The organism is Cupriavidus sp. H18C2, from assembly GCF_049393795.1.
GTDB classification, from domain to species: Bacteria; Pseudomonadota; Gammaproteobacteria; order Burkholderiales; family Burkholderiaceae; genus Cupriavidus; species Cupriavidus pauculus_C.
In genome coordinates, this window is the sequence record NZ_CP186010.1 from 2,936,509 (window position 1) to 2,962,581 (window position 26,073).

At 67.4% G+C, this 26,073-nt stretch carries 28 protein-coding genes; 17 read left to right on the plus strand and 11 right to left on the minus strand.

Annotated features, from left to right (window positions below; all coding sequences use genetic code 11):
- Window positions 1-49: 49 nt before the first annotated feature.
- Window positions 50-544: a dUTP diphosphatase gene (gene dut / locus EPAKOI_RS13280; protein ID WP_124683360.1), complete on the plus strand. Its 495-nt coding sequence runs from the start codon at window positions 50-52 to the stop codon at window positions 542-544.
- 20 nt (window positions 545-564) lie between these two features.
- Here dut and EPAKOI_RS13285 read toward each other — a convergent pair whose 3' ends face one another.
- The 4 genes from EPAKOI_RS13285 to clpS form a co-directional block, all read right to left on the minus strand.
- Window positions 565-1,410, minus strand: coding sequence for a VOC family protein (locus tag EPAKOI_RS13285; RefSeq protein WP_423192392.1), 846 nt, complete (start codon window positions 1,408-1,410; stop codon window positions 565-567).
- Window positions 1,410-2,423 carry a Bug family tripartite tricarboxylate transporter substrate binding protein gene (locus EPAKOI_RS13290; protein ID WP_423192393.1) on the minus strand — a complete coding sequence of 338 codons (1,014 nt, stop codon included), beginning with the start codon at window positions 2,421-2,423 and terminating at the stop codon, window positions 1,410-1,412. The genes EPAKOI_RS13285 and EPAKOI_RS13290 overlap by 1 nt, the downstream gene beginning before the upstream one ends.
- Window positions 2,424-2,618: 195 nt before the next feature.
- Window positions 2,619-4,916, minus strand: coding sequence for an ATP-dependent Clp protease ATP-binding subunit ClpA (gene clpA, locus EPAKOI_RS13295; protein WP_423192394.1), 2,298 nt, complete (start codon window positions 4,914-4,916; stop codon window positions 2,619-2,621).
- Complete coding sequence (clpS, locus tag EPAKOI_RS13300; RefSeq protein ID WP_049815983.1) at window positions 4,913-5,239, minus strand: ATP-dependent Clp protease adapter ClpS; 327 nt, start codon at window positions 5,237-5,239, stop codon at window positions 4,913-4,915. Before clpS ends, clpA begins: the two co-directional genes overlap by 4 nt.
- 566 nt (window positions 5,240-5,805) lie before the next feature.
- Between clpS and EPAKOI_RS13305 the strand changes: the two genes are divergently transcribed.
- The gene (locus tag EPAKOI_RS13305; RefSeq protein ID WP_124683357.1) at window positions 5,806-6,015 is read left to right on the plus strand and encodes a cold-shock protein; all 210 of its coding nucleotides are present in this window, start codon (window positions 5,806-5,808) and stop codon (window positions 6,013-6,015) included.
- A gap of 210 nt (window positions 6,016-6,225) precedes the next feature.
- On the opposite strand, the gene icd is transcribed toward EPAKOI_RS13305, so the two are convergent.
- Complete coding sequence (gene icd / locus EPAKOI_RS13310) at window positions 6,226-7,476, minus strand: NADP-dependent isocitrate dehydrogenase (RefSeq protein ID WP_124683356.1); 1,251 nt, start codon at window positions 7,474-7,476, stop codon at window positions 6,226-6,228.
- 125 nt (window positions 7,477-7,601) lie between these two features.
- Here icd and EPAKOI_RS13315 point away from each other — a divergent pair, with 125 nt between their 5' ends.
- The 3 genes from EPAKOI_RS13315 (at window position 7,602) to EPAKOI_RS13325 (ending at window position 9,125) form a co-directional block, all read left to right on the plus strand.
- On the plus strand, window positions 7,602-8,213 hold the full coding sequence (locus EPAKOI_RS13315; protein ID WP_423192395.1) for a pseudouridine synthase: 612 nt from the start codon (window positions 7,602-7,604) through the stop codon (window positions 8,211-8,213).
- Between the two features lie 123 nt (window positions 8,214-8,336).
- Window positions 8,337-8,522 carry a hypothetical protein gene (locus EPAKOI_RS13320; RefSeq protein ID WP_124683354.1) on the plus strand — a complete coding sequence of 62 codons (186 nt, stop codon included), beginning with the start codon at window positions 8,337-8,339 and terminating at the stop codon, window positions 8,520-8,522.
- Between the two features lie 153 nt (window positions 8,523-8,675).
- The gene (locus EPAKOI_RS13325; protein WP_124683353.1) at window positions 8,676-9,125 is read left to right on the plus strand and encodes a DUF192 domain-containing protein; all 450 of its coding nucleotides are present in this window, start codon (window positions 8,676-8,678) and stop codon (window positions 9,123-9,125) included.
- Between the two features lie 18 nt (window positions 9,126-9,143).
- On the opposite strand, the gene EPAKOI_RS13330 is transcribed toward EPAKOI_RS13325, so the two are convergent.
- A complete protein-coding gene (locus EPAKOI_RS13330) occupies window positions 9,144-9,629 on the minus strand; it encodes a YajQ family cyclic di-GMP-binding protein (RefSeq protein ID WP_124683352.1) in 486 nt (161 codons plus the stop codon).
- Window positions 9,630-9,736: 107 nt separating this feature from the next.
- Between EPAKOI_RS13330 and murB the strand changes: the two genes are divergently transcribed.
- Window positions 9,737-10,747 carry a UDP-N-acetylmuramate dehydrogenase gene (gene murB, locus EPAKOI_RS13335; protein ID WP_423192396.1) on the plus strand — a complete coding sequence of 337 codons (1,011 nt, stop codon included), beginning with the start codon at window positions 9,737-9,739 and terminating at the stop codon, window positions 10,745-10,747.
- Window positions 10,748-10,759: 12 nt separating this feature from the next.
- Here the strand turns inward: murB and EPAKOI_RS13340 are convergent, their stop codons facing one another.
- Together EPAKOI_RS13340 and argF are read right to left on the minus strand one after the other, a co-directional pair.
- Window positions 10,760-11,071 (minus strand): pyrimidine/purine nucleoside phosphorylase, encoded by a 312-nt coding sequence (locus EPAKOI_RS13340; protein WP_124683350.1) that lies wholly within the window; start codon window positions 11,069-11,071, stop codon window positions 10,760-10,762.
- Between the two features lie 79 nt (window positions 11,072-11,150).
- Window positions 11,151-12,074, minus strand: a complete 924-nt coding sequence (gene argF, locus EPAKOI_RS13345) for an ornithine carbamoyltransferase (protein ID WP_423192397.1) — start codon at window positions 12,072-12,074, stop codon at window positions 11,151-11,153.
- A gap of 440 nt (window positions 12,075-12,514) precedes the next feature.
- Between argF and EPAKOI_RS13350 the strand changes: the two genes are divergently transcribed.
- Window positions 12,515-12,823 carry a DUF3579 domain-containing protein gene (locus tag EPAKOI_RS13350; RefSeq protein ID WP_124683348.1) on the plus strand — a complete coding sequence of 103 codons (309 nt, stop codon included), beginning with the start codon at window positions 12,515-12,517 and terminating at the stop codon, window positions 12,821-12,823.
- A 152-nt stretch (window positions 12,824-12,975) separates the two neighbouring features.
- On the opposite strand, the gene rpsT is transcribed toward EPAKOI_RS13350, so the two are convergent.
- Entirely contained in the window at window positions 12,976-13,242 is a 267-nt protein-coding gene (gene rpsT / locus EPAKOI_RS13355; protein WP_124683347.1) for a 30S ribosomal protein S20, read from the minus strand.
- A gap of 354 nt (window positions 13,243-13,596) precedes the next feature.
- Here rpsT and murJ point away from each other — a divergent pair, with 354 nt between their 5' ends.
- Entirely contained in the window at window positions 13,597-15,147 is a 1,551-nt protein-coding gene (gene murJ / locus EPAKOI_RS13360; protein WP_124683346.1) for a murein biosynthesis integral membrane protein MurJ, read from the plus strand.
- A 17-nt stretch (window positions 15,148-15,164) separates the two neighbouring features.
- Complete coding sequence (locus EPAKOI_RS13365; RefSeq protein WP_124683345.1) at window positions 15,165-16,013, plus strand: SirB1 family protein; 849 nt, start codon at window positions 15,165-15,167, stop codon at window positions 16,011-16,013.
- Window positions 16,014-16,049: 36 nt separating this feature from the next.
- Here EPAKOI_RS13365 and EPAKOI_RS13370 read toward each other — a convergent pair whose 3' ends face one another.
- The gene (locus EPAKOI_RS13370; RefSeq protein ID WP_409558978.1) at window positions 16,050-16,745 is read right to left on the minus strand and encodes a VTT domain-containing protein; all 696 of its coding nucleotides are present in this window, start codon (window positions 16,743-16,745) and stop codon (window positions 16,050-16,052) included.
- An 84-nt stretch (window positions 16,746-16,829) separates the two neighbouring features.
- On the opposite strand from EPAKOI_RS13370, the gene mutL reads away from it, so the two are divergent.
- The 3 genes from mutL (at window position 16,830) to EPAKOI_RS13385 (ending at window position 20,333) form a co-directional block, all read left to right on the plus strand.
- Complete coding sequence (mutL, locus tag EPAKOI_RS13375; RefSeq protein ID WP_423192398.1) at window positions 16,830-18,806, plus strand: DNA mismatch repair endonuclease MutL; 1,977 nt, start codon at window positions 16,830-16,832, stop codon at window positions 18,804-18,806.
- 12 nt (window positions 18,807-18,818) lie between these two features.
- Entirely contained in the window at window positions 18,819-19,772 is a 954-nt protein-coding gene (gene miaA, locus EPAKOI_RS13380; RefSeq protein ID WP_423192399.1) for a tRNA (adenosine(37)-N6)-dimethylallyltransferase MiaA, read from the plus strand.
- Between the two features lie 66 nt (window positions 19,773-19,838).
- Entirely contained in the window at window positions 19,839-20,333 is a 495-nt protein-coding gene (locus tag EPAKOI_RS13385) for a GNAT family N-acetyltransferase (protein WP_423192400.1), read from the plus strand.
- 69 nt (window positions 20,334-20,402) lie between these two features.
- On the opposite strand, the gene purM is transcribed toward EPAKOI_RS13385, so the two are convergent.
- On the minus strand, window positions 20,403-21,455 hold the full coding sequence (gene purM / locus EPAKOI_RS13390) for a phosphoribosylformylglycinamidine cyclo-ligase (protein ID WP_313835284.1): 1,053 nt from the start codon (window positions 21,453-21,455) through the stop codon (window positions 20,403-20,405).
- Between the two features lie 205 nt (window positions 21,456-21,660).
- Here purM and hda point away from each other — a divergent pair, with 205 nt between their 5' ends.
- The 5 genes from hda (at window position 21,661) to EPAKOI_RS13415 (ending at window position 25,951) form a co-directional block, all read left to right on the plus strand.
- Window positions 21,661-22,374, plus strand: a complete 714-nt coding sequence (gene hda, locus EPAKOI_RS13395) for a DnaA regulatory inactivator Hda (RefSeq protein WP_124683339.1) — start codon at window positions 21,661-21,663, stop codon at window positions 22,372-22,374.
- Window positions 22,375-22,472: 98 nt separating this feature from the next.
- On the plus strand, window positions 22,473-23,147 hold the full coding sequence (locus tag EPAKOI_RS13400; protein ID WP_124683338.1) for an HAD family hydrolase: 675 nt from the start codon (window positions 22,473-22,475) through the stop codon (window positions 23,145-23,147).
- Window position 23,148: 1 nt separating this feature from the next.
- The gene (gene pcnB, locus EPAKOI_RS13405; RefSeq protein ID WP_423192401.1) at window positions 23,149-24,768 is read left to right on the plus strand and encodes a polynucleotide adenylyltransferase PcnB; all 1,620 of its coding nucleotides are present in this window, start codon (window positions 23,149-23,151) and stop codon (window positions 24,766-24,768) included.
- Between the two features lies 1 nt (window position 24,769).
- Window positions 24,770-25,288, plus strand: a complete 519-nt coding sequence (gene folK, locus EPAKOI_RS13410) for a 2-amino-4-hydroxy-6-hydroxymethyldihydropteridine diphosphokinase (RefSeq protein ID WP_124683336.1) — start codon at window positions 24,770-24,772, stop codon at window positions 25,286-25,288.
- Window positions 25,289-25,309: 21 nt separating this feature from the next.
- Entirely contained in the window at window positions 25,310-25,951 is a 642-nt protein-coding gene (locus tag EPAKOI_RS13415; protein WP_124683335.1) for a deoxynucleoside kinase, read from the plus strand.
- The last annotated feature ends 122 nt before the right edge of the window (window positions 25,952-26,073 follow it).

Consider the following 26,073-nt stretch of genomic DNA (forward strand, 5'->3'; position numbering starts at 1 on the left):
CGATCCACCGATCCCCGGCGCGCCCGGGGTGCTGCAGGAAACCGAATCCATGACCGTAGCCGCGAACCCGACCGTCGAGATCAAGGTGCTCGACGCCCGCCTGAACGACTGGGGCCTGCCCGCCTACCAGAGCGACATGGCCGCCGCCATCGACCTGCACGCGTGCGTCGACGGCCCGCTGACCATCGCGCCGGGCACGGCCGCGCAACTGGTGCCGGCCGGCATCGCCGTGCACATGGCCAACCCGTTCATGTGCGCGACGATCGTGCCGCGCTCGGGCCTGGGCCACAAGAAAGGGCTGGTGCTGGGCAACTCGATCGGCGTGATCGACGCCGACTACCAGGGCCAGATCATGGTCAGCGTCTGGAACCGCAACGCGCCGGGCAGCGACCCCATCGTGATCCAGCCGGGCGAGCGCATCGCGCAGATGATGTTCGTGCCGGTGCTGCGGCCCGTGTTCCAGACCGTCGAGACCTTCTCGGAAGATTCGGCGCGCGGCGCCGGCGGCTTTGGTTCCACCGGCGTAGCGCACGCCAAGGGGTAAGCCCCCGCCCCGGCCGACCCTTAGCGCTGTTCGAAGATCAGCGCGACGCCATTGGCCTCGGCGGCCGGGATCAGCGACACCGTGGCCGACATGTCGACCGCCGCCACGCCCTGCGCCTGCCAGCCACGGCGGGCCGCGGACAGGTCCGACGTCGTCAGCCGGATGGCCGCGTAGCCGGCGGACGATGCCTTGAGCCCCGGCACGTCGGCCGCATCGGCCAGCGCCTGCGGGGCCACGATCACGAACGAGGCCCCGGCGACGTCGAGCATCGCCATTTCGCCAGTCGCCTGCCCGATGGCTGCGCCGGTCAACGTGGCGTAGGCTTCGGCCGTCGCGGCCACCTGCCCGGCCTCCACCACCAGATAGGTTGCCGCAATCGCCTGCGCGCCGTTGGCGTGCGCCGTCCACTCCGGGCGCCAGAGCAGGCCGGGCGTGCGGTGTTCGCAGACGAAGTAGCGTGCGCCGGGCGCGTGGTCCAGCGCGGTGACGCGGAACGTGGCGGGATGCTCGCTGCCGTCGTCCAGGCGCACGGGGCGCGAGAACTCGATGGGGTCCGACGGCTGGAAGCCGGCCGCGCGCAGCCGGTCGGCCGTGGCAAACGCATCGCGGCTCTTGCACGACATGGCGGCACAGCCGTCGCCGCGCTGCTGGGCGTCCCAGTAATACTGGCGGCTGGGGCTGGGCGCGGTCACGTGCAGCAGTTCCAGGTAGTCGCGCGCCAGCATGATGCAGTGATTCTGCGAGCCCAGCGTGTGAAAGCCGCGCGGCGTCAGCGTGAACCCAAGCCGGCGCCAGCGCGCGGCGGCGGCATCGAGGTCGTTGCAGACGATGACGGCGTGGTCGAACGGGTCCGTCGGCGTGGTCATCAATCGAACTGGATGTTGGCCTTGCGCGCCACCGCCTGCCATTTGTCGTGCTCGTGGCGCACCAGGTGGCCCAGGTCGGCCGGCGAGCCGACGGCAATCTCGAAGCCCTGGGCCGTCAGCGCTTCCACCACCCTGGGCTGGCGGATCGACGCGGCCAGCGCGTCATGGAGCCGCGTGACCGTGTCGGCCTGCATGTGCGCCGGGCCGAAGACGCCGATCCACGAGTACGCCTCGAACCCCTTGTAGCCCTGCTCGGCCACGGTCGGCACCTGCGGCAGTTGCTTGATGCGGCTGGAGCCGGTCACGCCCAGCACCTTGATGGTCTTGGCGGCGATATGCGCCTGCACGGCGGCGTAGCTGCTGAAGAACAGGTCGACTTCGCCAGCCAGCACCGCCTGCACGGCCGGGCCGCCGCCCTTGTAGGGCACGTGCAGGAAGTGCACGCCGGCCTCGGTGGCCAGCGCCTCGGCGGCAAGCTGGTTCAGGCTGCCGATGCCCGACGATGCGAAGCGCACGCCATTCGGGTGGGTCTTGGCCAGGTCGATCAATTCGCGCACGTTCGACGCCGATAGCGCCGGATTGGCGGCAATCACAAGCGGAAAGCGCACGAGCTGGGTGATCGGCGTGAAGTCCTTGAACGTGTCGTACGGCAGGTTCTTGTACGCGAACGGGTTGATCGCGTGGGTATCGAACGCCATCAGCAGCGTGCTGCCGTCCGGCTTGGCGCGCGCCACGGCGCTGCTGGCGATGAGGCCGCCGGCGCCGGGCTTGTTGTCGACGACCACGGTCTGCCCCAGCGCCGTCTTCAGCCCCGGCTGCAGTTGCCGGGCCACGATATCGACGCTGCCCCCGGGCGGGAACGGCAGGACCATCGAGATGGGACGGCCGCTCGTGGCCGGTTCCGCGGCGTGGGCCATCCGGGCAAGACCGGCAAGGGAGGCCACGGGCAAGGCGCTGGCCGGCAGGGACTTGAGCAGCAGGCGGCGTAGCCGCATGCGGTCGGGAGAAGACATCTGTGACTCGGGCTGGGCGGCCGGACGGCCGCGGAATCGGGAAAAGGCGGCAGGCCGCCGCCGCGTATTTTGCCCGATGATCGCCCAACCTGCTGGGAGAACCGTCGGTGATCGCCCAGAACTGGAACAATCGGACGTAAAAATGGCCGGGACAGGCCCGGCCATCGATTCGGCGATACGGGAGATCGGCCGCGCTCAGACCTCGGCGCGCTGCTCGCTCTCGGGCGCCTCGGGCGGTTCCGGATCGGCTTCCGAGAACGTCAGCTTGATCAGGTCCGCGTCGTCCAGGTCCACCGCCACCTTGCCGCCGGTGACCAACTTGCCGAACAGCAGCTCGTCGGCCAGCGCCTTGCGGATCATGTCCTGGATCAGGCGCTGCATCGGGCGCGCGCCCATCAGCGGGTCGAAGCCCTTGCGCGCCAGATACTTGCGCAGCTTGTCCGAGAAGCTGGCTTCCACCTTCTTCTCGTGCAGTTGCTCTTCGAGCTGCATCAGGAACTTGTCCACCACGCGCAGGATGATTTCCTCGTCCAGCGCACGGAAGCTGATCGTCGCATCCAGCCGGTTGCGGAACTCGGGCGTGAACATGCGCATGATGTCGGCCATCTCGTCGCCCTGCTCGCGCGCCGTGGTGAAGCCGATCGTCGCGCGGTTCATCGTCTCGGCCCCCGCGTTCGTGGTCATGATGATGATCACGTTGCGGAAGTCGGCGCGGCGCCCGTTGTTGTCGGTCAGCGAGCCGTGGTCCATGACCTGCAGCAGAATGTTGAAGATGTCCGGATGTGCCTTTTCAATCTCATCGAGCAGCAGCACACAGTGCGGCTTCTTGGTGACGGCTTCGGTCAGCAGACCGCCCTGGTCAAACCCGACGTATCCCGGCGGCGCACCGATCAGGCGGCTGACCGCGTGGCGCTCCATGTATTCCGACATGTCGAAGCGCAGCAGCTCGATGCCCATGATGAACGCGAGCTGCTTGGCGACTTCGGTCTTGCCCACGCCGGTGGGGCCCGAGAACAGGAACGAGCCGATCGGCTTGTCGGTCTTGCCCAGCCCGGCCCGCGACATCTTGATGGCCGACGACAGCGCCTCTATGGCCGGGTCCTGGCCGAACACCACCGACTTCAGGTCGCGCTCCAGGGTCTGCAGCTTGCTGCGGTCGTCCTGGTTCACGCTCTGCGGCGGGATGCGGGCGATGCGCGAGACGATATCCTCGATCTCGCCCTTGCCGATCGTCTTCTTCTGCTTGGACTTCGGCAGGATGCGCTGCGCGGCGCCTGCCTCATCGATCACATCGATGGCCTTGTCCGGCAGGTGGCGGTCGGTGATGAACCGGGCCGACAGCTCCGCCGCCGCGGTCAGCGCCGACGCCGCGTACTTGACGCCGTGGTGCTCCTCGAAGCGCGACTTCAGGCCGCGCAGGATCTGCACGGTCTGGTCCACCGAGGGCTCGACCACGTCGATCTTCTGGAACCGGCGCGACAAGGCCGCATCTTTCTCGAAAATGCCGCGATATTCGGTGAACGTGGTCGCACCGACGCACTTGAGCTGGCCCGACGACAGCGCCGGCTTGAGCAGGTTGCTGGCGTCCAGCGTGCCGCCCGATGCGGCGCCCGCGCCAATCAGCGTGTGGATTTCGTCGATGAACAGGATGGCGTTCGGATTGTCCTTGAGCGACTTCAGCACGCCCTTGAGCCGCTGCTCGAAATCGCCGCGGTACTTGGTGCCGGCCAGCAGCGCGCCCATGTCGAGCGAGTACACGGTGGCCTTTTCCAGGATGTCCGGCACTTCGTTCTTGGTGATGCGCCACGCCAGGCCCTCGGCGATGGCGGTCTTGCCCACGCCGGCCTCGCCCACCAGCAGCGGGTTGTTCTTGCGCCGGCGGCACAGCACCTGCACCACGCGCTCCACCTCGCTGTCGCGGCCGATCAGCGGGTCGATCTTGCCAGCCTTGGCCAGCGCGTTCAGGTTCTGGGTGTATTGCTCCAGCGGGCTTTCCTTGCCGTCGCCGCCCTCGCCCTCGGGATTGCCTTCCCCGTGCTTGGCCGGCTCGGCCTGGTCCTTGCGGATGCCGTGGCTGATGAAATTGACCACGTCCAGGCGGGTCACGCCCTGCTGCTGCAGGTAGTAGACCGCGTGGGAATCCTTCTCGCCGAAGATGGCCACGAGCACGTTGGCGCCGGTGACTTCCTTCTTGCCATTCGACGTCGACTGGACGTGCATGATGGCGCGCTGGATCACCCGCTGGAAGCCCAGCGTCGGCTGCGTGTCCACTTCATCGGTACCGGGCACCACGGGCGTGTTGTCGGCGATGAAGTTCTTCAGACTCGTGCGCAAGTCCTCGATATTGGCCGCGCAGGCGCGCAGCACTTCCGCTGCCGTGGGGTTGTCGAGCAGCGCCTGTAGCAGGTGCTCCACGGTAATGAACTCGTGGCGCGCCTGGCGAGCCTCGACAAAGGCCATGTGCAGACTTACTTCCAATTCTTGCGCAATCATGCTTCCTCCATCACGCACTGCAGCGGGTGGCCCGCCTGCCGCGCATGGGTTGATACAAGCTCGACCTTGGTCGCCGCAATATCCCGCGTGTAGATACCACAAACGCCTTTACCTTCCCGGTGGACGGTGAGCATGATCTGCGTCGCCGTTTCCCGGTCCCTGCTGAAATACTGCTGCAGGATCATCACGACAAACTCCATCGGAGTGTAGTCGTCATTGAGCAGGAGCACCTTGTACATCGCCGGCGGCTTGAGCTGCTGCTCTTTCCGCTCGATGACTGTGCCTGCTTCGCGTTGGGGGGTGTTCGCCAGCCGTGTCGCCATGGCTTTTATTCTAACCCTTACTCACAAGTCTGCAATTTGGGGAACTGGCCCGGTATTCAAGGGCAGCCCTTCGGAAATAGCTGGCACGTGGGCTGCCGCACAAAGGGCGCCCCGCGCACGTTTGCGGTGCAAGCCCCGTGCCTGCCGACCCATGCCGGGGCACGAACGGGCGGCCGGCCGGGCGCCGCGCGGGGGCGTCGCACCACAGCGGCAAAGGTACCATTCCTGGCCGTTTCAATCCTGCCACACCCTTCGCGGAGTGGGGAATCTGCCAGCTTGACAGTATTTTCGTTTGCCAGAAAAATCGTTTGCACATCCCGGGCCTGGCAGCGAGCCAAGCATAAAGTCCGGACCGGATGTTTCCGTGAGCAGGGAGGCCCACGACCGGCGTAGCCAGCCATTTGCGGTGCGTTTTCGGACGAACGCCGACGGCTGGCGACGCGAATTTCATTTGCGCGGCGCTTGCAGACCGTTCCCACCGGGGCGGGCTGGCCGGGCCGCGATGGTGGTTTTCGGCTGGCCATTGGTTTCCCCGCTTGAAATCAGCTTTTTCGTTGGGGGAGTTTATGGCAAGCGGTATCGTCAAATGGTTCAATGACGCCAAGGGTTTCGGGTTTATCAAGCCGGACGATGGCGAGGAAGAACTGTTTGCGCACTTTTCGGCTATCCAGATGTCGGGCTTCAAGACGCTGAAGGAAGGCCAGCGCGTGTCGTTCGAGGTAGTGCAAGGCCCGAAGGGCAAGCAAGCCACGAACATCCAGGACGCGACGGCCTGAGTGCGCCGCGGCCGAACGCGCCATCGAGAGCGGCGTCGGCCAATGCGGATGGGAAGGGGGCAACCCCTTCGGAACGGGATCCTGTGCCACGGCGGGCAATGCCCCGGCCGGGGCACGCTGAAACAAGCGCGTACGCCAAGCATCCGGCAAAACGCCCGGCCCATGTGAACCATGTGCCGGGCGTTTTTGTTGGCGTCAGCCGCCGGCGCCTTACATGTTGTCGATCATCACCTGTCCGAAGCCGGAGCACGACACCTGCGTCGCGCCCTCCAGCAGCCGGGCAAAGTCATAGGTGACCTTCTTCGACAGGATCGACTTTTCCATGGCGTCGATGATCAGGTCCGCCGCCTCGGTCCAGCCCATGTGGCGCAGCATCATTTCGGCCGACAGGATCTCGGAACCCGGATTCACGTAGTCCTTGCCCGCGTACTTGGGGGCCGTGCCGTGGGTGGCCTCGAACATCGCCACCGAATCGGACATGTTGGCGCCCGGCGCGATGCCGATGCCGCCCACCTGGGCCGCCAGCGCGTCTGAGATATAGTCGCCGTTCAGGTTCAGCGTGGCGATGACCGAGTACTCGGCCGGGCGCAGCAGCACCTGCTGCAGGAAGGCGTCGGCGATGACGTCCTTGATCACGATGTCGCGGCCGGTCTTCGGGTTGCGGAACTTGCACCACGGGCCGCCGTCCACCAGCTCGGCGCCGAATTCCTGCTGTGCCAGCTCGTAGCCCCAGTCGCGGAAGCCGCCCTCGGTGAACTTCATGATGTTGCCCTTGTGCACCAGCGTCACCGACGGCTTGTCGTTGTCGATCGCGTACTGGATCGCCTTGCGCACCAGCCGCTGCGTGCCCTGCTGCGACACCGGCTTGACGCCGATGGCCGAGGTTTCTGGGAAGCGGATCTTCTTGACGCCCATCTCCGTCTGCAGGAACGCGATCAGCTTCTTCGCCCCCTCGCTGCCGGCGGCCCATTCGATCCCGGCGTAGATGTCCTCCGAGTTCTCGCGGAAGATCACCATGTCGGTCTTCTCGGGCTCGCGCACCGGCGACGGCACGCCCTTGAAATAGCGCACCGGGCGCAGGCACACGTAGAGGTCGAGCTGCTGGCGCAGCGCCACGTTCAGCGACCGGATGCCGCCGCCCACGGGCGTGGTCAGCGGGCCCTTGATCGACACCACGTACTCCTTGACCACGTCCAGCGTCTCGTCGGGCAGCCACACGTCCGGGCCATAGATCCGCGTCGACTTCTCGCCGGCAAACACCTCCATCCAGGCGATCTTGCGGCGGCCGCCGTAGGCCTTGGCCACCGCGGCGTCCACCACCTTGAGCATCACCGGCGTGATGTCGACCCCGGTACCGTCGCCCTCGATGTACGGGATGATCGGATTGTCCGGCACGTTCAGCGAAAAATCGGCGTTGACCGTGATCTTCTCGCCTGCCGGCACCTTGATGTGCTGATACATATGCGTCTCCAACTGCGGATGGGTGATGACTCGATGGCTGGCGCCGGGCCGCGCCGCCCGGCGATGCGATTGTGTTGTGCGAGGCATTGTAACGGCCGCCGCCGCCTGGGGGATAATGCGCCGCCATGACCCTGATCGCCCTCAACAAGCCCTTCCAGATGATGAGCCAGTTCTCCGCCCACCCCACGCGGGCGACGCTGGCCGATTGTGTCGACCTGCCCGGCGTCTACCCGGCCGGCCGGCTCGACGCCGACAGCGAGGGCCTGCTGCTGCTGACCGACGACGGCGCGCTGCAGGCGCGCATCGCCGATCCGCGCCACAAGCTGGCCAAGACCTATCTGGCCCAGGTGGAGGGCACGCCCGACGACGCCGCGCTGGCGCGCCTGCGTGCCGGGGTCGATCTCGGCGATTTCAGGACGCTGCCGGCGGGCGCGCGGTGCATTGACGAACCTGCGTGGCTCTGGGACCGCGACCCGCCGATCCGCTACCGCGCCGCCATCCCGACCACATGGATCGAAATCCAGATCCGCGAAGGCAAGAACCGGCAGGTGCGGCGCATGACGGCGGCGGTGGGCTTTCCCACGCTGCGGCTGGTCCGCGCGGCCATCGGCGGCATTGCGCTGGCGGACCTCGGGCTCAAGCCCGGCCAATGGTGTCAGGTGGATGACCGCATGCTGGGACTTCCAGCGGGGGCGTCACATGTCCGTCGCGCAATACATGTGCGCAAACGACCGTAAAACGCGGTTACAACTCGTCGCAAAGTCGACGTCAACGCCATAAGATGGCGTGCCGTTGTTGCGAGTGACACGTCTGACACGCGTCGAACCCTCCAAACTTCGGAACCTCCTGAGGTACTCGCAATGAAAAAACTGATCGCTGCCCTGGCTGTTGGCCTGTTCGCTACCGGCGCCTTCGCGCAGGCTTCGGCCCCGGCCGCCGACGCCATGCCGGCCGCCAAGGAAGCCACCAAGCCCGCGAAGACCACCCACAAGAAGCACACCAAGAAGCACGCCAAGAAGGCGGCCGCTTCGGCCCCGGCCGCCTGATACGGCGGGCTGCCGCGCCGCCCCCCGCGGCGGCGCGCATCGCAAGGCAGGCGCCCCGGCGTCCTGCCTTTTTTCATGCCCGGCGCGCGGGCACGGGCGGCATGGCTGCGCTATGCTCTCGCCTGCAGTTGACCTCCAACGACAAGAACCGCCATGCATCCTGTGTTCAAGTACCTGATTGCCGTGGGCGCCACCGCGCTGACGGGCCTGGCCCAGGCGCAATCGGCGCTGCCCGTCATTCCGCTGACGGCCGGCATGTATGCCATCCAGGCCGAGGTGGCCGGCACGCCCGAGGCGCGCGAGCGCGGGCTGATGTACCGCAAGTCGATGCCCGCCAACGCCGGCATGCTGTTCGTCTTCGAGGAAAAGGCCGGCCATTGCTTCTGGATGCGCAACACGAACCTGCCGCTGTCGATCGCCTTCCTGGCCGACGACGGCAGCATCGTGAACATCGAGGACATGAAGCCCCAGACCGAGGACAACCACTGCCCGCGCGCGGCCGTACGCTACGCGCTGGAGATGAACAAGGGGTGGTTCGCGCAGAAGGGCATCAAGCCCGGCGCAAAAATTGGCGGCCTGCCGCAGCCGCGGCAGGCGCAGTAGGGGCGGCTGGGCGGGCGCTCAGTCGCGGAAGTTGTTGAAGTCCAGCGGCGCTTCGCTCACGTCCTTGCGCAGCAGCGCAATGACCGACTGCAGGTCGTCGCGCTTGCCGCCGGAGACGCGCACCGCGTCGCCCTGGATGCTGGCCTGGACCTTGATCTTGCTGTCCTTGATCATGCGGACGATCTTCTTGGACAGGTCGCCGGTGACGCCCTTCTTGATCGTGACGACCTGCTTGACCTTGTCGCCGCTGATCTTCTCGACCTTGCCGTAGTCCAGGAAGCGCACGTCCACGTTGCGCTTGGCCATCTTGTTGATCAGCACGTCCTTGACCTGGTCCAGCTTGAAGTCGTCGTCGGCAAAGACGACCAGTTCGCCTTCCTTCTGCTCGACCCGGGCGTCGGATCCCTTGAAGTCGAAGCGCGTGGAAATTTCCTTGTTGGCCTGCTCCACGGCGTTCTTCACTTCCACCATGTTGGCTTCGCACACTACGTCAAACGACGGCATTTCGGTTCTCCTGGCACGGCCCGGCGCGCCGCCTGCGGCGGTGGCCGGTCCATACGGTTACGTATAATCGGGGCCTGCCCCGGTCCGGGGTGCTTTCCCCGTCCTTCATGGCAGATTTTCACGAATTTTATCCCCTGCGCCGCCACAATACATTCGGCTTCGATGCGCGCGCGCGCCTGGCGGCGCATATTCGCACCGAAACCGACCTCGTGACCGCCCTGGCGGACCCCCGCGCGGCCGGCATGCCCGTGGTGGTGCTCGGGGGTGGCAGCAACGTGGTGCTGACGGGAGACCTGGACGCCTGCGTGCTGCTGATGGAGATTTCGGGCTACGCCGTGGCCGACCAGGGCGACAACTGGCACGTCACGGCCGGCGCTGGCGAGAACTGGCACGCGCTGGTATCCCGCACCGTGGCCGACGGCCTGCCCGGCCTGGAAAACCTGGCGCTGATCCCCGGCACGGCCGGCGCGGCGCCGATCCAGAACATCGGGGCCTACGGCGTGGAACTGCGCGAACGCTTTGCCAGCCTGCGCGCCTACGACCGCCAGGCGGGGGAATTCGTCACGCTCGACCTGGACGCCTGCGCGTTCGGCTACCGCGACAGCCTGTTCAAGCGTGCCGGCCGCGACCGCTACATCATCACGGCCGTGACGCTGCGCCTGTCCAAGGCGTGGCGGCCGGTGCTCAACTATGGCGAACTGTCACGCGAACTGGAGGGCCTGGCCGCGCCGACGGCGGCGCAGGTCCGCGACGCGGTCATCGCCATCCGCTCGCGCAAGCTGCCCGATCCGGCGCGGATCGGCAATGCAGGGTCGTTCTTCAAGAATCCGGTGGTCCCGGCCGCCCAGCGCCACGCGCTGCTGGCCGATCACCCGGCGCTGGTCAGCTATCCCCAGCCCGACGGCAGCTACAAGCTGGCCGCCGGCTGGCTGATCGACCAGTGCGGGTTCAAGGGGCTGGACGACGGCCCGGTGGGCGTCTACGGCAAGCAGGCGCTGGTGCTGGTGCACCACGGCGGCGGCACGGGCGCCGCGCTGCTGAAGCTGGCCGACCGTATCGCAGATACGGTCCAGGCGCGGTTCGGGGTCAGGATCGAGCCGGAGCCGGTGATCCTCTGAGCCCCGGTGGGGTCATTCGAAGTGGCAGACGTAGTCGAGCGTCTCGGTCACTTCGATGTCGAAGCTGCTGTTGCCGGGCACATTGAACTGCTGGCCGGCGCCATAGGTCTTCCACTCGTCGGCCCCGGCCAGGCGCACGCGGCAGCTGCCCGCGTTGACTTCCATGATCTCCGGGGCGCCCGTGTTGAACGTCAGCGTGGCCGGAAAGATCACGCCCAGCGTCTTGCGCGTGCCGTCGGCAAACAGCACCGTGTGGCTCACGCACTTGCCGTCGAAATACAGGTTGGCTTTCTTGACGACCGACACGTTGTCGAACTGGCTCATCTCATCTCCTCGATTCGGGTTTGCAAGGACGTAAAAAAGGGAGCCCTCGCGGCCCCCTTCCATCGGCTCCGGTGCGCGCTCAGTAGCGGCCGCAGAGCAGGTATTCCATCAGCGCCTTCTGCACGTGCAGGCGGTTTTCGGCTTCTTCCCAGACCACGCTGCGCGGGCCGTCGATCACGGCGGCTTCCACTTCCTCGCCGCGGTGCGCGGGCAGGCAGTGCATGAACAACGCGTCGGCGGCGGCGCGGTCCATCATCGCCGTGGTCACCATCCAGTCCTTGAACGCGCGCTTGCGGGCGTCGTTCTCGGCCTCGAAGCCCATGCTGGTCCAGACGTCGGTGGTCACCAGGTGGGCGCCCTCGCAGGCCTGCAGCGGATCGGCAAACACCTTCACGCGCGACGCGGCGGAGGCCGGCACCATCGCCGGGTCAAGCTGGTATCCCGGCGGCGCCGAGAACGTGAACGTGAAGTCGAGCCGCTCGGCCGCCTGGATCCACGTGTACGCCATGTTGTTGGCGTCGCCGATCCACGCCACGGTCTTGCCGGCGATGCTGCCGCGCTGCTCGATGTACGTGAAGACATCGGCCAGCACCTGGCACGGGTGGTATTCGTTGGTCAGGCCGTTGATGACCGGCACGCGCGAGTGGGCGGCAAAGCGGTCGATGATGTCCTGGCCGTAGGTGCGGATCATGATGATGTCCACCATCCGCGAGATGACCTGGGCCGCGTCCTCGATCGGCTCGCCGCGGCCCAGCTGTGAATCGCGCGTGTTCAGGAACACCGCATGGCCGCCAAGCTGGTGGACGCCAGCCTCGAACGACAGCCGCGTACGCGTGGAATTCTTCTCGAAGATCATGGCCAGCGTGCGGTCGTGCAGCGGGTGCCATGTCTCGTAGTTCTTGAACTTCGCCTTCAGGATCCTTGCGCGGTCCAGCAGGTACGCGTACTCATCGGCACCGAGGTCGCTGAACTGGAGGTAATGCTTGATCGGGGTTGGGCTCATAAAACAAAGAAGGCGACTCGCTTGGGACACGCAGTCCGGAGGCGCGCGCCAAGCGCAAACCTTCAGGACTGGAGCGTGTCGCGGAGCCGCCTTTCGCGTCGCTTACGCAATGTAATTGCAAAGATCATAAGGGATTATTCCAGCTTTGGCGAGCCCGCGCCGTTAACCCGGCAGAGGACCCTGATGGCGGCCGCTGACAGGTTCCCGACAGGATTTCGTCGTATGCGCAAGTCTTATATAAGATATAATACTCGCTGATTCACGCGGGGCCCGGCATACCCATGCCACCGCCCGCCGCCGGCATCAAAAGTGCCCCCGTCGACATGACCGCCCCGCTCCCCGTCCGGACGCGCGCGAACCAATCGCCCGCCGGACCCGTCAAACGGGGCGCCCGTGCCACGGGTTTACCGTCGAGTCACCAAGCAGATCCCCGCAGTCCCATGACCACCCCCCAAGTTCGCGAATATTTCATCCAAGGCGTGACAAAGGAAGGCAAGACCTTCCGTCCCAGCGACTGGGCCGAGCGGCTGTGCGGCGTGATGGCGCAATTCCGACCCGAGGGCGATACCGGCGATCCCCGACTGACCTACTCGCCGTACGTGCGGCCCGTGATCGTGGCTGGCGTGAAGAACGTGGTGGTCGATACCCGGCTGCGCGAGATCGAGCCCAAGGCGCTGGACTTCGTGCTGAATTTTGCCCGCGACAACAACCTGCAGGTCGTGGAAGCCTGTTCGGTGCATCACGACTGACCGGCCCGCCCGGCACCAGAAAAGCAAAACCCGGCCTGCGCCGGGTTTTTTTCCTGGACGGCCCACCCGAGGCGGATCGTCCGGCAACAAAAAAGCCCGTCCGGAGACGGGCTTTTCGATACCACCGGCCGCCGGAGCGGCCCGGGCGGTTATCAGGCAGCCATCGACTTGATGGCGGCCGACAGGCGCGACTTGTGGCGCGCTGCCTTGTTCTTGTGCACGATCTTCTTGTCGGCGATGCTGTCGATGATCGTCTGCGATTGCTTGAAGATCTCGGCGGCTGCGGCCTTGTCGCCAGCGTCAATGGCCTTGCGAACGGCCTTGACGGCGGTGCGCAGACGCGAGCGCAGGCTGGAGTTGTGGGCGTTCGCGGCGACGGCCTGGCGCGCGCGCTTGCGAGCTTGTGCGGAATTTGCCATGTATCTCTTCCTGAATTCAGAATGCGCGCCCGGGGCGACGCAATAATTTGGGACGCAACAATTAAGTCACATCGTGCGACCCGGGATGTTTCGACAAACGAATCCTGGACGCGACTGTCCTTGCGAATCGGCGATTATACACACATGGCCGCGCCGGAGGCAAGGCCGATCCGCGACACTTGCGCCACGGCGCCCCCGCAGCCGGCAAACCGTGGCCGATCCGTATAATAAGCGCCACAATCGGCACCCCGGCGTGGCGCCGCGGCAACTTTGCGCGCGGCCGGGCGTCTGATCCGCCAGACAAGGCGCCCGGCTTGCCGGCGCCAGGCACCGCAGCTTCCCCCGACCGATACCTTGAACCTCCTCAAAGCGCTCGCCACCATCAGCGGCCTGACGATGCTCTCGCGCATCACGGGCCTGATGCGCGAAATCCTGATCGCCCGGGCCTTTGGCGCCTCGGACATGACCGACGCCTTCAACGTGGCGTTCCGCATCCCCAACCTGCTGCGCCGCATCTTTGGCGAGGGCGCGTTCTCGCAGGCGTTCGTGCCGATCCTGAACGAGTACCACGGCAAGCGCGGCGACGAGGAAACCCACCGGCTGATCGACGCCGTGGCCACGGTGATGGCCTGGGTGCTGGCTGCCGTGTCGCTGCTGGGCGTGGTGGCCGCGCCGATTGTCATGACCGTCGTGGCCACCGGCTTCCGGGGCGACGCCGAGACCTACGACGCCGCCGTATTCATGACGCGCGTCATGTTCCCGTACATCGGCCTGATCTCGATGGTGGCGCTGGCGTCGGGCGTGCTGAACACGTGGCGCAACTTTGCCGTGCCGGCCTTCACGCCGGTGCTGCTCAACGTCTGCCTGATCGTGGCGGCGCTGTGGGTCGGCCCGCACATGGCGCAGCCGATCTACGCGCAGGCGTGGGGCGTGCTGGTGGGCGGCGTGCTGCAACTGGCCATCCAGGTCCCGGCCATGCGGCGCCTGGGCGTGCTGCCGCGCGTGTCGCTGAACCTGCGCGCGGCGTGGTCCAACCCCGGCGCCCGGCGCGTGGCCCGGCAGATGGCGCCGGCGCTGCTGGCCGTGTCCGTGGCCCAGATCAGCCTGATCATCAATACGAATATCGCGTCGCGGCTGGCGGCGGGCAGCGTGTCGTACCTGACCTATGCCGACCGGCTGATGGAATTCCCCACGGCCCTGCTGGGCGTGGCGCTGGGCACCATCCTGCTGCCCAGCCTGTCGCGCGCCAGCGCCAACGACGACCGCGAGGAATATTCGGGCCTGCTGGACTGGGGCCTGCGCCTGACCTTCCTGCTGGCCGTGCCGTGCGCGGTGGGCCTCTTCGTGTTCGGCACGCCGCTGACGTCGGTGCTGTTCAACTATGGGAAGTTCGACGCCCACGCCGTGGAAATGACGCGCCAGGCCGTGGCCACCTACGGCGTCGGGCTGCTGAGCCTCATCCTGATCAAGATCCTGACGCCTGGCTTCTATGCGCGGCAGGACATCCGCACGCCGGTCAAGATCGCGGTGCTGGTGCTGGTCATCACCCAGGTGTCGAACTTCGTGTTCGTGCCGATGTTCGCCCATGCGGGGCTGGCGCTGTCGATCAGCTTTGGTGCCACGGTCAACGCGCTGCTGCTGTTCTTCGGCCTGCGCCGGCGCGGCTTCTACCATCCCGCGCCGGGATGGGGGCTGTTCCTGCTGCGGCTGGTGGCGGCCGTGCTGATCCTGTCGGGCATGCTGCTCTGGTTCTCGCGCAACTTCGACTGGGTGGGAATGGGCGCCACCCCCTGGCTGCGCATCGCGCTGATGGCGGCCTGCCTGGTACTTGCGGCGGCGGTCTACTTCGGTACACTGTGGCTCATGGGCCTGCGCTATGCGGCCTTCCGGCGCCGCGCCGGCTAGTCAGGAACATCGCCCCCATGACCTCCACGAAAGTCCTGGACTATTTCGCCAGCCTCGTGGCCGACGACGACGCCATCCCGCTGACGGAAACCGCGCTCGCGATCGCCCAGGACGCCTATCCGGACCTCGACCTGCAGGCCGAGCTTGCCGCGCTGGACGTGCTGGCGGTGCGCCTGAAGCGCCGGATTGCCGAGGGCACGCCGGCCATCCAGCGCCTGCGGCTGCTCAATCATTTCTTCTACCGCGACCTGGGCTTCGGGCCCAACGCGAACGACTACTACGACCCCGACAACTCCTACCTGAACGTGGTGCTCAAGCAGCGCCGCGGCATTCCCATCTCGCTGGCCGTGTTGTACATGGAACTGGGCCAGCAGATCGGCCTGCCGCTCAAGGGGGTGTCGTTCCCGAACCACTTTCTGGTGCGCATGACCATTCCGGCCGGCGAGGTCGTGCTCGACCCGCTGACCGGCGAGACGCTGTCCCGGGAGCAGTTGCAGGAAATGCTCGACCCGTGGCTGGAGCGCGAAGGCATCACCGGGTCCAACGAGGTACCGCTGGGATTGTTCCTGCAGGTGGCCGGCCACCGCGAGATCGTGGCGCGCATGCTGCGCAACCTGAAGGCGATCTACCTGCAGGAATCGCGCTGGCAGCGGCTGCTGGCGGTGCAGAACCGCCTGGTCATCCTGCTGCCCGATTCGATCGAGGAAGTGCGCGACCGGGGGCTGGCCTATGCCAACCTGGAGTGCTTCCGGCCGGCGCTGGAAGACCTGGAAGCCTACGTGCGGGCGCGGCCCGATGCGGCCGACACCACGCAGATCCGCGACCGCATGCCGGCCCTGCGGATGATGAGCCGCAGCCTGAGCTGACGGCCCACCGGTGAGCGCCCCACGGGCGCCCCGCGATCAGGGCTTGCGGTCGGCCGGACGGCGGCGCGGGCCGCGCACCAGCTTCCAGAGCCCGCCCAGCACCAGCGGCACGATGGCCGCGCCGATCCCGGCCAGCACGATCAGGTTCAGGTACTGCTTGATGAACGGCAGGTTGCCGAAGAAGTAGCCGGCAAAGACCAGGCCGAACACCCACAGGGCGGCGCCCAGCACGTTGAAGAGCTGGAAGCGCGCGAACGTCATCTGAGACACCCCCGCCACGAACGGCGCAAACGTCCGCACGATCGGGATGAAACGCGCCATGACCAGCGTCTTGCCGCCGTGGCGCTCGTAGAAATCGTGCGTCTTGCGCAGCGCGTTCTGGTCCAGGAAGCGCCACTGGTGGTCAAACACCTTCGGCCCGATCCAGCTGCCGATGAAATAGTTGACGGTGTTGCCGATCACCGCGGCCGCGAACAGCAGGCCGCAGAGCATCCACTCGTTCATCGCCCCGGTGGCGCACATGGCCCCCGCGATGAACAGCAGCGAATCCCCAGGCAGGAACGGCACGACCACGAGGCCGGTTTCCGCGAACACGATGGCAAACAGGATGCCGTAGACCCAGACGCCGTAGTCCAGGACGAACTGACCGAGGAATTTGTCGACATGCAGGATCATGTCGAACAGGTGCAATGCGGTATCCAAATTTGACCTCTCTCTCGTGAAGGCCCCCATCATACAAGAGCCATGAAACCGTTCCGGCCCCTGCCGGTCCGGAGTGCGCCGAAAAGGTGTCCGGCCGCACGTATAATCGCCCGCATGCCTGCCGACGCCGCCCTGCCCGAAGCCCGGGCCTCCCTCCGCACCACCCAGCCCGGCCGCCCGATCCGGCCGTTGCCCGATCAACTGATCAGCCAGATCGCCGCCGGCGAGGTGGTGGAGCGGCCCGCGTCGGTGGTCAAGGAACTGCTCGAAAACGCGCTCGACGCCGGCGCCACGCAACTGGGCATCCGGCTGGAGGAAGGCGGCGTGCGCCGAATCGTCATCACCGACAACGGCTGCGGCATTCCCGCCAGCGAACTGCCGGTGGCCCTGATGCGGCACGCCACCAGCAAGATTGCCTCGCTCGACGAGCTGGAATCGGTGCTGACGCTGGGCTTCCGCGGCGAGGCGCTGGCGTCCATCGCTTCCGTGTCGCACCTCGTGCTGACCAGCCGCACGGCCGGCGACGCCCATGCCACGCAAATCAGCGCCGATACCGGCCACGTGCAGCCCGCGTCCGGCGGGGTCGGCACGATGATCGACGTCCAGCACCTGTACTTCAACACGCCGGCGCGCAGAAAGTTCCTCAAGTCCGAGCAGACCGAGCTGGGCCATTGCCTGGAAATGATCCGCCGCGCGGCGCTGGCACGGCCCGACGTCACGATCTCGGTCCACCACAACGGCAAGCCGCTCGAACACTGGAACGCCGGCGACGTGGCCACGCGCACCGCCCAGGTGCTGGGCAGCGACTTCGCGCGCGCCCGGCTGGCGCTGGACGAAGGCGCCGACGCGCTGCACCTGTACGGCTTTGCCGGCTTGCCCACCGCGTCGCGCGGGCGGCCGGACCAGCAGTATTTCTTCGTCAACGGCCGCTTCGTGCGCGACAAGCTGCTGAACCACGCCGTGCGCAGCGCCTACCAGGACGTGCTGCACGGCGACCGCTTCCCGTCGTACGTGCTGTGCCTGGACCTGCCGCCCGAGCTGGTCGACGTCAACGTGCACCCGTCGAAGATCGAAGTGCGCTTCCGCGAATCGCGCGCGGTGCACCAGTTTGTCTACCACGCCGTGCAGCGCTGCCTGGCGCGCCAGGCCGGCGAACAGGGCGACAGCCTGCATTCCGATACCGGCGAGGGTGCCGGGCTGGTGCCGATGCCGGCGGCACGTCCGGCCGGCGTGCCCGGCGCCGCGCCGCAGTGGATCAACTATTCGGCCGGCCGCCAGAGCGAGCTGGGCATCGCCCAGCCGCGCCAGGCGTACCTGGGCATGGTGCGCGAGGCTACCGCGCCGGCGTCCGGCGACACCGCGCGGGCCTGGCAGCCGTCCCCGCAGCCGCCGGCCTGGCTGGCCGATGCCCAGGCTGCCCGCGCCGACGAGCCGCCCGGCCTGCTGGACCGCCTGCCGCCGCGCGACGCCGGCCTGCCGGCCACGAACGATGACGATGCCGACGCCGACCATCCGCTCGGCTACGCCATCGCCCAGCTCCACGGCATCTACGTGCTGGCGCAGAACGCGCGCGGGCTGGTGCTGGTCGACATGCACGCGGCCCACGAACGCATTCTCTACGAGCAGATCAAGACCGGTCTGGACGCCCGCGACCTTGCGGTGCAGCCGCTGCTGATCCCGGTGACGCTGCCCGCCAGCCCGGTCGAGATCGGCGCCGCCGAGGAACATCAGGAAACGCTGCAGTTGCTGGGCTTCGACATCGCGCCGGTGTCGCCCACCACGCTGGCCGTGCGCGCGGTGCCGGCGCTGCTGAAGCAGGCCGACGCCGAGGCGCTGGCGCGCGACGTGCTGCGCGACCTGCAATCGTTCGGCGGCTCGCGCGTGCTGGCCGAGCGCCGCAACGAACTGCTGGCCACGCTGGCGTGCCACAGCGCCGTGCGCGCCAACCGCAAGCTCACGATCGAGGAAATGAACGCGCTGCTGCGCCAGATGGAGCAGACCGAGCGCGCCGACCAGTGCAACCACGGCCGTCCCACCTGGGTCCAGTTGACCGTGACCGAACTCGACCGCCTGTTCCTGCGCGGCCAGTAACCTGCCTGCAAGATGTCCGCGCAGTCTTCCACTCACCCGCCCGTCGTCTGCCTGCTGGGTCCCACCGCCTCGGGCAAGACCGCGGCGGCGCTGGCCCTGGCCGCGCGCCGGCCCGTGGAGATCATCAGCCTCGATTCGGCGCTGGTCTATCGCGGCATGGATATCGGCACGGCCAAGCCGACGCCCGACGAACTGGCCAGCGTGCCGCACCACCTGATCGACATCATCGACCCGCTCGACAGCTACTCGGCCGCGCAGTTCGTGACCGATGCCGAGCGGCTGGTGGACGATATTCGCGCGCGCGGGCGCACGCCGCTGATCGTGGGCGGCACGATGCTCTACTACAAGGCGCTGACGCAGGGGCTGAACGACCTGCCGCAGGCCGACCCGGCCCTGCGCGCCGAACTGGACGCGCTGGCGGCCGCGCGCGGCTGGCCGGCGCTGCATGCGATGCTGGCCGAGGTGGACCCGGTGACCGCCGCCCGCCTGGCGCCGAACGATGCGCAGCGCATCCAGCGCGCGCTCGAAATCTTCCGCCTGAGCGGCCAGCCGATGTCGGCGCTGCTGGCCCGCCAGGCCGATGCCCGCACGTTCGCCGGCGCCGCCGACGCGCGCTACCGGGTGATCGCGCTGGAGCCATCGGACCGCGCCGTGCTGCACGCGCGCATCGCCGCCCGCTTCGACGCCATGCTCGAAGGCGGCCTGCTGGACGAGGTCAAGGCCCTGCGCGCGCGCGGCGACCTGCACCTGGGGCTGCCGTCGATGCGGTGCGTCGGGTATCGGCAGGTCTGGGAGTATCTGGATGGCGACTGCGACTTCGCCACCATGCGCGAGCGCGGCATCGCCGCCACGCGCCAGCTTTGCAAACGCCAGTTGACGTGGCTGCGCAGCACGCCCGAGCGCGTGTCCGTCGATGCGCTGGCGCCCGACTACGTCGCCCAGGTGGCCCGCGCCGCGGGCTGGTGATCGCGCCAGAGCTGGACGATAATCGGCGTTCACTTTTTCAAGCGCCGACGCTCGGCACGCCCCGCCATGACCCCGTTCTCGATCCGCCCCGCCATGCCTGCCGACAGCGCCACGCTGTTCCGCCTGATCTCCGACCTGGCCGAATACGAAAAGCTGACCCATCTGGTGGAAGCCACGCCGCAGAAGATCGAAGCCGCGCTGTTTGGCGCCCGGCCCCATGCGGAAGCGGTACTCGTGGAAGTCGACCAGGATGGCGCCCCGCGCGCCGTGGGCTTTGCGCTGTTCTTCCACAATTTCTCGACCTTTCTGGCCAAGCCGGGGCTCTACCTGGAAGACCTGTTCGTGGAACCGGCCTGGCGCGGCCACGGGCTCGGCAAGGCGCTGCTCAAGCATCTGGCGGCACTGGCCGTGGCGCGCGACTGCGGCCGCTTCGAATGGTCGGTGCTGGACTGGAACCAGCCGTCGATCGACTTCTACCGCGCCATGGGCGCCGACGTGATGCCGGACTGGCGGATCTGCCGGGTAACGGGGGAAGCGTTGCGGGAGCTGGGGGCGGCGTAGGAACGCCGGGGAGGGAGGTTTCTCCCCTCTCCCGCCATGCGGCGAGGGGAGCACTACACCGGTGGGGCGTTACACCACCACCGTCTGGGCCTGGCCTTCGGCGCGTTCCTGGATCTCACCGATCTGCCACACGGCTTCGCCGGCGGCCTGCAGGTGGCGGATGGCGCGTTCGGCGTCTTCCTTGGCGACGATCACCACCATGCCGATGCCGCAGTTGAACACGCGGTGCATTTCGGCGTCGGCCACGTTGCCCTGGGCCTGCAGCCACTGGAACAGCGGCGGCAGCGTCCAGGCGTCCTTCTGGATCACGGCTGTCAGGTTGTCGGCCAGCACGCGCGGCACGTTCTCGGTCAGGCCGCCGCCGGTAATGTGGGCCATGCCCTTGACCGGCAGCGTCTCGATCAGCGACAGCAGCGGCTTCACGTAGATGCGCGTGGGCGCCATGATGGCGTCCTGCAGGCGCTGGCCGTGGAAATCGGCATTCAGGTCCGGCTTGGCCACCTCGATGATCTTGCGCACCAGCGAGTAACCGTTCGAGTGCGCACCCGACGAGGCCAGGCCCAGCACCACGTCGCCCGGGCGGATCGTCGTGCCGTCGATGATCTTCTTCTTTTCCACCGCGCCGACCGCAAAACCGGCCAGGTCGTACTCGCCGTCCGGGTACATCGACGGCATCTCGGCGGTCTCGCCGCCGATCAGCGCGCAGCCGGCCAGTTCGCAGCCGTGGGCGATGCCCTGGATGACCGTCGCGGCGGTGTCCACGTCCAGCTTGCCGCAGGCGAAGTAGTCGAGGAAGAACAGCGGCTCGGCACCCTGCACCAGGATGTCGTTCACGCTCATCGCCACGAGGTCCTGGCCCACGGTGTCGTGGCGGTTCAACTGGAACGCCAGCTTGAGCTTGGTGCCCACGCCGTCCGTGCCGGAGACCAGCACCGGCTCCTGGAACTTCTTCGACAGCTCGAACAGGGCGCCGAAACCGCCGATGCCCGCCATCACGCCTTCGCGCATGGTGCGCTTGGCAAACGGCTTGATGCGGTCGACCAGGGCGTCGCCGGCATCGATGTCAACACCGGCATCGCGGTAGGAAAGGCCTGCCTGGCCGGCGGTCGGGGATGCGCTCATGAGAACCTGCTTGTCTTTGAGGAGGGTGAAGTGTGGAATCCGCCGCTTTTTGACGCGCTTCCCGGACCGTTGGGGACAATCGGACGCGGGGCGCGGGCGCGACTCCAGTAAAATCGCGATTTTAACGGATACAGGCTCCCGGCGACCAGTAGGCGGGCGCATCGGCCTGCTAGCGCACCCGCATCGCGCAAGTTACGGATTCGTCATGTCACCGCGTCAAAGTCACAAGCAGCTATCTCTCGAACTGGGCAGCCCGCCCCCTTCGACGTTCGAGAATTTTTTCGTGGCTGCCAACCGCGAGCCCGTGCAGCGGCTGAAGGAACTGCCCGGCCAGGTGGCACGCGAGCAGGCCAACGACCGGCTGGTCTACCTGTGGGGCGACATGGGCTCGGGCCGCACGCACCTGCTGCACGCGGTCTGCGACGGCGCCATCCACGCGGGACTGAACTGCCGCTACCTGAGCCCGCACCACGCGCTGGCCGACTTCATCTTCGATCCGGCCTGCCAGGTCTACACGGTCGACAACGTGGAGCTGCTGGATGAGGCGCGCCAGATCGCCGTGTTTTCGCTGTACAACGAAGTGCGCGCCCATGTGCGGTGCGCGCTGATCGTGGCGGGCGGCCTGGCGCCACGCGCGATGCCGGTACGTGAAGACCTGCGCACACGGCTGGGCTGGGGGCTTGTCTACCAGCTCCAGCCGCTGTCCGACGAGGACAAGATGGCCGCGCTGGTGCAGGCCGCCAGGGAACGCGGGTTGCAGCTATCGCCCGAAATCCCGCACTGGCTGGTCACGCGCCACTACCGCGACATGCCGAGCCTGATGGCCCTGCTGGACGCGCTGGACATGTATGCGCTGGAGCGCAAGCGGGCCGTGACGCTGCCGCTGCTGCGCGAAATGTTCGCCGAATTCCGGGAGTAGCCGCCCCGCCCCCCATCCGCGGGGCCGGCCACGCGCCGCCCCACCCCCGCCCGGGCCAGGCCGACCGCCCGCGGCACCTTAATGTAAAATCGCGCCCCATGAATCTGGCACTGTTTGACCTCGACCACACCCTGATCCCGACCGATAGCGACCACGAATGGGGCCGCTTCCTGGTCCGCATGGGCGTCGTCGACGAGGAATCGTATCGTCGCAAGAACGACGAGTTCTACAGCCAATACAAGGCTGGGACGCTCAATATCCAGGAATTCCTGCGCTTCGCGCTGGCCCCGCTGGCGGCCAACCCGCGCGACCGCCTGGACCAGTGGCGCGTGCGCTTCATGCACGAGGTCATCGAGCCCGTCATCACGCCGCAGGCCAAGGCGCTGGTGTACAAGCACCTGGAAGCCGGCGACCTGTGCGCCGTGGTCACCGCCACCAACAGCTTCGTCACCGCCCCCATCGCGCAGGCATTCGGCATCAAGCACCTGATCGCCACCGACCCGGAGACCGTCGACGGCAAGCCCGAGAGCGCCTTCACCGGCGAGGTCATGGGCGTGCCGAGCTTCCGCGAGGGCAAGATCACCCGCGTGGAAAGCTGGCTCAAGAGCCTGGGCGCGAAGTGGGACGACTTTGGCACCACCACGTTCTACAGCGATTCGGCCAACGACCTGCCGCTGCTCGAAAAAGTCAGCGAGCCGATCGCCGCCAACCCCGACGACCGCCTGCGCAACCACGCGGCCGCCGCCGGCTGGCGCATCATGGACCTGTTCTGACGTGATCAAGAAGCTCATCACCCGGCTGCTCGGCAAGCCGGGGCCGAAACAGCGCCGCACCGGCCGCGCCCACATGCCGAACATCGTCGGCGTCGACGAACACCGCATCGATCCGTCCCTGATCTCGCGCAACGCCGTCAAGGTGACGTCCACGCTCCAGCAGGCCGGCTACCAGGCCTTCATCGTGGGCGGCGCCGTGCGCGACCTGCTGCTAGGCATCAAGCCGAAGGACTTCGACGTGGCCACCAACGCCACGCCGGAGCAGGTGCAGGCCCTGTTCCGCCGCTCGCGCATCATCGGCCGGCGGTTCCAGATCGTCCACGTGACGTTCTACGGCGGCCGCGAGCAGGAAATCATCGAAGTCTCCACGTTCCGCGCGCTGGTCGACGCCGTGGCCAGCGAGACGCTGCCCGAGGGCCGCCGCCTGAAGCGCGCGGAGCTGGACAGCAAGACGCATGCGATCGACGCCAGCGGCCGCGTGCTGCGCGACAACGTCTGGGGCTCGCAGGCCGAGGACGCCGAGCGCCGCGACTTCACGATCAACGCGATGTACTACGATCCGGCCGCCCAGACCGTGCATGACTATCATCACGGCATGGAAGACATCCGCGCGAAGACGCTGCGGATGATCGGCGACCCCGTCACCCGCTACCGCGAAGACCCGGTGCGCATGCTGCGCGTGGTGCGCTTTGCGGCCAAGACCGGCTTTGGCATCGACGAGGCCACGCGCCTGCCGATCGGCGAGCTGGCGCCGCTGATCCACAACGTGCCCAGCGCGCGGCTGTTCGACGAGATGCTGAAGCTGCTGATGTCCGGCCACGCCTGGGCGTCGCTGCAGGAACTGCGCAAGGCCGGCCTGCACAAGGGCCTGCTGCCGCTGCTGGACGTGGCGATCGAGCAGCCGATGGGCCAGCGCTTCGTGCAGCTTGCGCTCGACAACACCGACCGCCGCGTGCAGGCCGGCAAGCCGGTATCGCCGGGCTTCCTGTTCGCGTCGCTGCTGTGGCACCACGTGCTGCAGCGCTGGACCAAGCTGCGCGAAGGCGGCGAGCACCCGATCGCCGCGCTGAACACGGCCATGGACATGGTGCTGGAAAAGCAGACCGGCCAGTTGGCCATCCAGCGCCGCTTTGTCACCGATATGCGCGACATCTGGGGCATGCAGCCGCGCTTTGAAAAGCGCGTGGGCCGCATGCCTTACCGGCTGCTGGAATCGCCGCGCTTCCGCGCGGGCTACGACTTCCTGCAACTGCGCTGCCAGGCGGGCGAACAGCCGGCCGAGCTGGGCCAGTGGTGGACGGACTTCCAGAACGCCCATCCCGAGGAACGCGAGACGCTGATCGACGCCGTACGGCCCGCGCGCGGCAAGTCCGGCAAGGGCGGCGCACGCGGCGGCGATGCCGCCCATGAAGGTGCCGAAGGTGGCGCGGACGCCGGCGACGAAGGCGGCACGGAGTTCGCCGGCGGCCCCGAGGGCGACGCCCCGGCACGCAAGCGGCGCCGCCGGCGCGGTCCGCGGAAATCGGATAAAGTGTCTTCCCGCAGCGAGGCGGATGCCGCCGACCGGACCGATGGAGGTCAGTCCGAGCCGGACCCCCGCCGCGCCCAGCCGGAGGAATAACATGACGCTCGCCTTCATCGGCATCGGCGCCAATCTTGGCGATGCGCGCCAGGCATTGAAGGACGCGATCGTGTGCCTGGCCCAGCAGGTCGGCATCACGGTCGTGGCCCGGTCTTCGTTCTATCGCACCGCGCCGGTCGACGCGACGGGCGACGACTACTTCAACGCCGTGGTGAAGATCGAGACGTCGTTTACCGCGCCGCAGCTGCTGCGCATCTGCCACCACATCGAAGACCAGTTCGGCCGCGAGCGGCCGTTCCAGAACGCCCCACGCACGCTGGACCTGGACCTGCTGCTGTTCGGCGCCGATGCCATCAACACCGAGACGCTGACCGTGCCGCACCCGCGCATCACCGAGCGCGCGTTCGTGCTGGTGCCGCTGCTGGAACTGGACCCGGCGCTGGAGATTCCCGGCCACGGCCGCGCGGCCGGCTACCTGCCCGGCGTGCAGGGCCAGCGCATCGAGAAGCTTTCCTCATGCAAGTGCACCCGCTTGCAGGAAGGCAACGCGCCGACCTGAGCGCGACGGAGCATCCCGGCCATGCTCGACCACCTGCGCCGCATCGTCATCGAAGGCCCCGTCGGCTCCGGCAAATCGGCGCTGGCGCAGCGGCTGGCGCAATACCTGCGGGCCGGCGAACTGCCCGACGGCGCCCGCCACAATCCCTTCCTGGAACGCTTCTACCGTGAACCGGCGCGCTACGCGCTGCCGATGCAGCTGGCGTGCCTGAACCAGCGTGCCACGCAGTTGCAGCAGTGGCAGGCGGCGATGCTGGCCGGCCATCGGATGATTACCAACTTCGTGGCGCCGCGCGACCGGCTCTACGCCGCGCTGACGCTGGAGCCCGACGAACTCGCGCTCTACGACGCGCTGGCCGCCCGGCTGGCGCTGCCCGCGCAGCGCGTGGACCTGGTGATCCTGCTGCAGGCCACGCCATCGCTGCTGCGCGAGCGCATCCTGCGGCGCGGGCTGCCGGGCGAAACCGCCATCGACGAGTCGTACCTGCAGCGCCTGCACGACGCCTATGGCGAGCTGTTCCACCGCTACGACGACGCGCCGGTGCTGATCGTCGATACCGCGCATTTCAATCCGGTGGACAACGACGGCGATTTCCGTACACTACTGTCGCGCATCGAGACCATGCGGGGCCGCAAGGCTTTCCTGAATCTCGCCGCGCCCTGAGTCTGCTCCACCCGCCGCTGCAAAGACGCGCCTAAGGCCCCCGGCAGCACGACACGATAACGACAACGGCCGCCGCCGGGGCGTATCCGGCGCTCCACGGCCGCCACTCCTACGGGCACCGC